The organism is Cupriavidus sp. 05T313, assembly GCF_056396665.1.
Map to the genome: position 1 here is coordinate 1 of NZ_JBFTLX010000625.1, position 456 is coordinate 456.

The following is a 456-nucleotide window of genomic DNA, read 5'->3' on the forward strand; positions in this document are numbered from 1 at the left end:
ACGCTCTATTGAGGTACACCTCGTCCTCGTGGGCCGGGAAGCGCGGCGAAAGCCTGGTCTCAAGTTCCCGGATCTCCGCGGAGGCGTCCGCTGACACCAAGGTGTAAAACGCTGCGGCTGCCCTGTTAAGGAGCTGTCCGGAGCGTTCCATGGCCAGGGCCGTGTTTTCGAAGGTTGCCGGCTGGGTGTTGCCAGTGATGGCCTGGATCTCGGCCAGGTGTGCTGCCAATCCTTCTTCGATTGCGGCGCCGTACTGGCCTGCGGTGAGGGCCTCGAAAGGGGGGAGGCCATAGGGCAGGGGGCTGGCGGCAAGGAGGGGGTTGGTCATGGGCTAAACCTTTCACAGCGGGGCGCGCTTCTCAATCACATGCAATGGGCGTGGTGATCCCAGCCGGCATACCTACAATTGCGGCTATGGGGTCCGGTCCGGACCCCATTTCGCGCGTCCTGCAGGGC

General features: G+C 63.8%; 1 pseudogene. It reads right to left on the minus strand.

The features are described 5' to 3' along the window. Window positions 1–328 (minus strand): annotated as a pseudogene (locus tag AC1DKD_RS42070) (dipeptidyl carboxypeptidase II); the annotation flags it as partial. Window positions 329–456 lie beyond the last annotated feature (128 nt).